Source organism: uncultured Planktosalinus sp. (assembly GCF_963973675.1).
In the GTDB taxonomy this organism is placed as follows: Bacteria; Bacteroidota; Bacteroidia; order Flavobacteriales; family Flavobacteriaceae; genus Planktosalinus.
On sequence record NZ_CAXBAN010000191.1, the window covers coordinates 1 to 4,945 of the forward strand.

The 4,945-nt window shown below is 38.9% G+C and carries 6 protein-coding genes; 5 read left to right on the plus strand and 1 reads right to left on the minus strand.

Annotated features, from left to right (window positions below):
- The 5 genes from AACY61_RS08505 to AACY61_RS08525 form a co-directional block, all read left to right on the plus strand.
- On the plus strand, window positions 1-697 hold a 697-nt coding region (locus tag AACY61_RS08505; protein WP_339611149.1), incomplete at its 5' end, for a tetratricopeptide repeat protein.
- 112 nt (window positions 698-809) lie between these two features.
- Window positions 810-1,127 (plus strand): DUF4286 family protein, encoded by a 318-nt coding sequence (locus AACY61_RS08510; protein WP_339611150.1) that lies wholly within the window; start codon window positions 810-812, stop codon window positions 1,125-1,127.
- Window positions 1,124-1,999 carry a 16S rRNA (adenine(1518)-N(6)/adenine(1519)-N(6))-dimethyltransferase RsmA gene (gene rsmA, locus AACY61_RS08515; RefSeq protein ID WP_339611151.1) on the plus strand — a complete coding sequence of 292 codons (876 nt, stop codon included), beginning with the start codon at window positions 1,124-1,126 and terminating at the stop codon, window positions 1,997-1,999. Before AACY61_RS08510 ends, rsmA begins: the two co-directional genes overlap by 4 nt.
- Window positions 1,983-3,332, plus strand: coding sequence for a magnesium transporter (gene mgtE, locus AACY61_RS08520; RefSeq protein ID WP_339611152.1), 1,350 nt, complete (start codon window positions 1,983-1,985; stop codon window positions 3,330-3,332). Before rsmA ends, mgtE begins: the two co-directional genes overlap by 17 nt.
- Before the next feature lie 26 nt (window positions 3,333-3,358).
- Entirely contained in the window at window positions 3,359-3,748 is a 390-nt protein-coding gene (locus AACY61_RS08525; RefSeq protein ID WP_339611153.1) for an acyl-CoA thioesterase, read from the plus strand.
- Here AACY61_RS08525 and AACY61_RS08530 read toward each other — a convergent pair.
- Window positions 3,745-4,945: rhodanese-like domain-containing protein (locus AACY61_RS08530; RefSeq protein ID WP_339611154.1), on the minus strand; the 1,201-nt coding region annotated here is incomplete at its 5' end. The two genes, AACY61_RS08525 and AACY61_RS08530, sit on opposite strands and share 4 nt — an antisense overlap.

Below are 4,945 nucleotides of genomic sequence, written 5' to 3' on the forward strand. Positions count from 1 at the left end.
TAAAGAAAATCTGAGCCGATATCAAGAAGCAAAAGTACTTATGGAGCTCGCAGACATACTTGTCTTTGATGAAAAATTCAATGAAGCCCTCATTTACTATTCGCAGATTCAAAACAAAATAAAAAACGACCCCCTGGCACAGGAAGCTCGATTTAAAGTGGCTAAAACAAGCTATTTTAAAGGTGATTTTGAGTGGGCAAAAACACAGTTGGACATCCTGAAAAAATCAACCTCACAACTCATTGCTAACAATGCCATGGAATTGAGCTTACTCATTAGCGACAATTCATTGGATGACAGTACTCAAACAGCTCTTAAAAAATATGCCAAAGCTGACTTGCTCAAGCTTCAGGAAAAATATGATCAGGCAATTTTAACACTCAATGATATTCTTAAAAATCACAAAGGAGAATCAATTGAAGACGAAGCCCTGCTGCTGCAGGCAAAGATTTATGAGCAAACCGAAAACTATCAAAAAGCCCTCTCAAACTATCTTGAAATCATTGAGTTTCACTCAGATGATATTTTAGCTGATAACGCCTTTTTTTACCTGGCAGAACTTTACAATAAAACTTTGTTAGAGCCTGAAAAAGCAAAGGAGTTTTACGAACAAATTATTTTTAATCACCAGGATTCTATCTTTTTTGTGGAAGCCCGAAAACAATACAGAAGCATCAGGGGCGATGTCATCAATTAAAACCCCGCCCTTGTACATCGTCAATAAATAGAAACGTAATTTATTACGTTTCATCTATAATAAATAAAAAGCATAGCCGTAATAGATTACTGCTCAATCAAAACATAAACCCATGCACATCTACAACGTCACGATAAATATAGAAGAAGAAGTTCACGAGCGTTGGCTGAACTGGATGAAAAATGAGCACATCCCTGATATGCTGGCCACCGGTAAATTTAGTGCTGCAAAAATGTGCCGTGTTTTGGTAGAAGAAGAAATGGGAGGCATTACTTATGCTGTACAGTATACCACAGATAGTAAAGAAACCCTTGAAAAATACTACCGTGAAGATGCAGAAACCCTACGCACTAAAAGCAAACCATTTGAAGGAAAATTTGTAGCATTCAGAACAGAGCTTCAAATCATTAGTGAACATTCATCCCAATGAGAAAATTTTACAAAAAGGAACAAAGAGCAAAAAACACGGCAATAACAAAAGAAAAAGCCAATGAAAATGAGGTAAGTGCCAAAAAACATTTAGGTCAACATTTCCTAAAAGATGAACATATTGCCCGAAAAATTGCCGATACACTCACTTTAAAAGGATACAAAAAAGTTATAGAAATCGGCCCCGGCATGGGTGTGCTTACCAAATACCTTATTGAAAAAAATGTTGAAATCATCGCGATGGACATAGACAAAGAGTCTGTTGCTTATTTAAACACTACCTTCACTTCACAACACATTGAATTACTTAAAGAAAAAAGTTTTCAGGTTGAAGAAGCCGATTTTTTAAAAATTGATTTATCAGATTACTACAGGGACACTCAGTTTGCTGTCATAGGGAATTTTCCCTACAACATATCTACACAAATTGTATTTAAAATGCTGGAATGGCGTTATCAAATTCCCGAATTTACAGGTATGTTCCAAAAAGAAGTTGCACAGCGTATCTGTGAAAAAGAAGGTAGTAAAGCCTATGGCATACTCTCAGTTTTAGTACAGGCTTTTTACACAGCAGAATATTTGTTTACCGTGCCTCCTTCAGTATTCAGCCCACCACCAAAAGTGGATAGTGGGGTGTTAAGGTTGATCAGAAAAGAGGACTTTTCACTTCCCTGTAATGAAAAATTATTTTTCAATGTGGTGAAGACTGCTTTCAATCAACGTCGAAAAACATTGAGAAACAGCTTAAAACCCTTCGCTTTAAGCGAAAATTTAAAAGAAGATATTATCTTTGACAAACGGCCTGAGCAATTGGGCTTTGAATCCTTTATCGAGTTAACCCAAAAGATAGAAAACGATGCAGTTTCAACTTAGTCCAGAGCTTATCGAAAAAATAGAAATCCTTGTCGAAGAACAAAACGACAAGGAACTATTATTGCATCTTGAAGACCTTCACCACGCAGATATCGCCGAAATACTCGACGAGTTAAATCTTGACGAAGCGACTTATATCATCAAACTTCTCGACAGTGAAAAAACGTCAGAAGTTCTTATGGAACTCGACGAGGACGACCGTGAGAAAATTTTAAACAACCTTTCCTCCAAAGAAATTGCAGACGAGCTGGAAGAAATGGACACTGATGATGCCGCAGACATCATCGCCGAGCTCTCTGAAGAACGACAGGAAGAGGTTATATCAAACATTGAAGACCAAGACCACGCCGCAGACATTAAAGAACTCCTCAGGTATGATGAAGACTCTGCCGGAGGTTTGATGGCAAAAGAATTGGTTAGGGTGAGAGAAACCTGGACCGTGGGTGGCTGTGTAAGAGAAATGCGCCGTCAAGCAGAAAATGTAACTCGTGTACATTCAATTTATGTGGTGGATGCCAAAGACAAACTCATTGGGAGACTTTCTTTAAAAGACCTTCTTACTGTAGACACCAAAACCAAAATCAAAGAAATATACATCCCCAGGGTGGACTTTGTCAATGTACATACCGAAGGTGAGGAAGTTGCCAGAGTTATGCAAAAATATGATTTGGAAGCCATTCCTGTGGTAGATGACATAGGCCGCCTTGTGGGTCGCATCACCATTGATGATATGGTTGATTTCATCAAAGAAGAAGCAGAAAAAGATTACCAGCTTGCTGCCGGTATTTCACAAGATGTTGAAGCAGATGATACCATATGGCAGCTCTCACGTGCACGCTTACCGTGGCTTGTTTTGGGACTCTTTGGCGGATTGGGGAGTGTTTATATAATGCAGGGTTTTGACGAAGCATTGGAGACGTTCCCAATCTTATTTTTCTTTACCCCTCTCATTGCTGCGATGGCAGGAAATGTAGGAGTACAATCAAGTGCTATTATTGTACAAGGACTTGCCAATGACAACATCAGGGGAAGCCTTTTCCACCGTTTATTAAAAGAAGTGGGGTTAAGTCTTTTAAACGGAATTGCATTGGCAGCGCTTGCTCTTCTTTTTGGTTTTATAGTAGGGCAAGATCAGTTAACGAGCTTGGCAATTGCCCTATCCATGCTATTGGTAATCATTGTTGCTGCCCTTGTGGGAACTTTTGTACCCATCATTCTAGACAAAAGGGGTATCGATCCCGCTATTGCCACGGGACCTTTTATAACTACCAGCAATGATATTTTTGGAATCTTTTTGTTCTTTTATATTTCCAAATTGATTCTTGGTTTTTAGAATAAACCCTTTTTTAATTCAGTATTTTGAATCACTTTCAATCAGAAATAACTGTTCCGGCATCGGCTATTGATAATCTAAAACACGTGAACAATGTGGTTTACCTGCAATGGGTTCAGGATGTCGCAGAACAGCACTGGAATGAAAGTACTGATTCCGCTTTACGCGAAAAGCTTGCCTGGGTAGTTGTCAATCATTTTATTGAATACAAAGCCCCTGCGTTTGAAAAGGAGGTTTTGATTTTGAAAACCCGGGTAGAAAAATACAGCGGTGTGACGAGTGAACGCCATACGGAAATCATAAGAAAAGCAGACAACAAACTTTTAGCTAAAGCCAAAACACTTTGGTGCCTGCTTGATATAACTACCGGTAAACCTATGAGAATTACTAAAGATTTAATTGTTTTATTTCCTTAATAGAAATCATTTACTGCATCACTCAAGTCAAATACTTGTTGGTTTTTAAATTTGTTTTCCAAAATGCTGCTCCCTGCTGAAGATCGGTATCCCCCGGCACAATGCACTACCAGTGGTTTGTTATTTGGAATTTCATCTGCCCGATCTCTCAACTCATTCAATGGTATTGGTAATGCACTGTCAAACAATAAACCTTCTGCTGTTTCACTGTCGTTTCTAATGTCAACAATCGTGTAGTTTTCAGGATGCCTTTTAAAATTTCCCAGATCAAATTCATCAGAATGGACTTTCAAGTTTTCAGCCGGAGTCACAATGCCCCTTAGTTGTTTTTCATAGCCAATTTTTGCGGTGCGTTCCAGGATTGCATCAACATCCTTAACTGAGGATACTACAAGATAAAAAGGCTCCTCTGGCTTGATAATGGCTCCCAGCCAGGTTTCATATTTATCACCTTCAGACCGCGCCATAATGTTGATGCTGTTTGGGAAATGCCCCCTTTTATACTCATCTCCATCCCTTACATCTACTATAGTAACATTGTCTTCAAGTGCATTTATTGAAATTTTGAGCGGTACATTAAATTTTGACTTTTGAACGTTTTGGGCGCCTTTTCGATTGACATCCACATTAAACCCAAAATAAGCAGGAATAAAAGGTTGGTCTTTTAAAATTTCTTGAACAAATTCATCTTCAGTTTGTGTTTGGAAAGCCCAGTTACCCATACGTTCATTTCCCAATGTACTTGAAGCAGCGTCACTCATGTTTTTACCACATAATGATCCTGCACCGTGTGCCGGGTAAACCAAAGCTCCGTCTGGCAAATCATTAAATTTAGTTTGCATGGTATGATACATTGCCTTAGCTAGTTCAATGCGTTTGGCTTTCATATTTCCTGCTTTTTCACGAAGGTCTGGTCTTCCAACATTTCCAATAAATAAGGTATCACCTGTAAAAAGGGAAATTTGACCTTTTTCCTCTGCCACAAACGTCAAACTATCCGGCGAATGTCCGGGTGTGTGCAAAGGTCGGATAGATATATTGCCGATTTTCACCTCATCTCCTTCATCAAATGGTGTATGAGGATAGTCAACACCCACCAGCTTGCTCACATAAATAGTGGCTCCTGTTTCTTGTTGGATTTGCAAATGTCCACTTACAAAATCTGCATGAGGGTGGGTTTCAAAAACAGCTACTATT

Bases quoted from the DNA above. Each gene is read 5' to 3' on its own strand.
- rsmA (WP_339611151.1), top strand. From the start codon at position 1,124: ATGAGAAAATTTTACAAAAAGGAACAAAGAGCAAAAAACACGGCAATA.
- mgtE (WP_339611152.1), top strand. From the start codon at position 1,983: ATGCAGTTTCAACTTAGTCCAGAGCTTATCGAAAAAATAGAAATCCTT.
- AACY61_RS08510 (WP_339611150.1), top strand. From the start codon at position 810: ATGCACATCTACAACGTCACGATAAATATAGAAGAAGAAGTTCACGAG.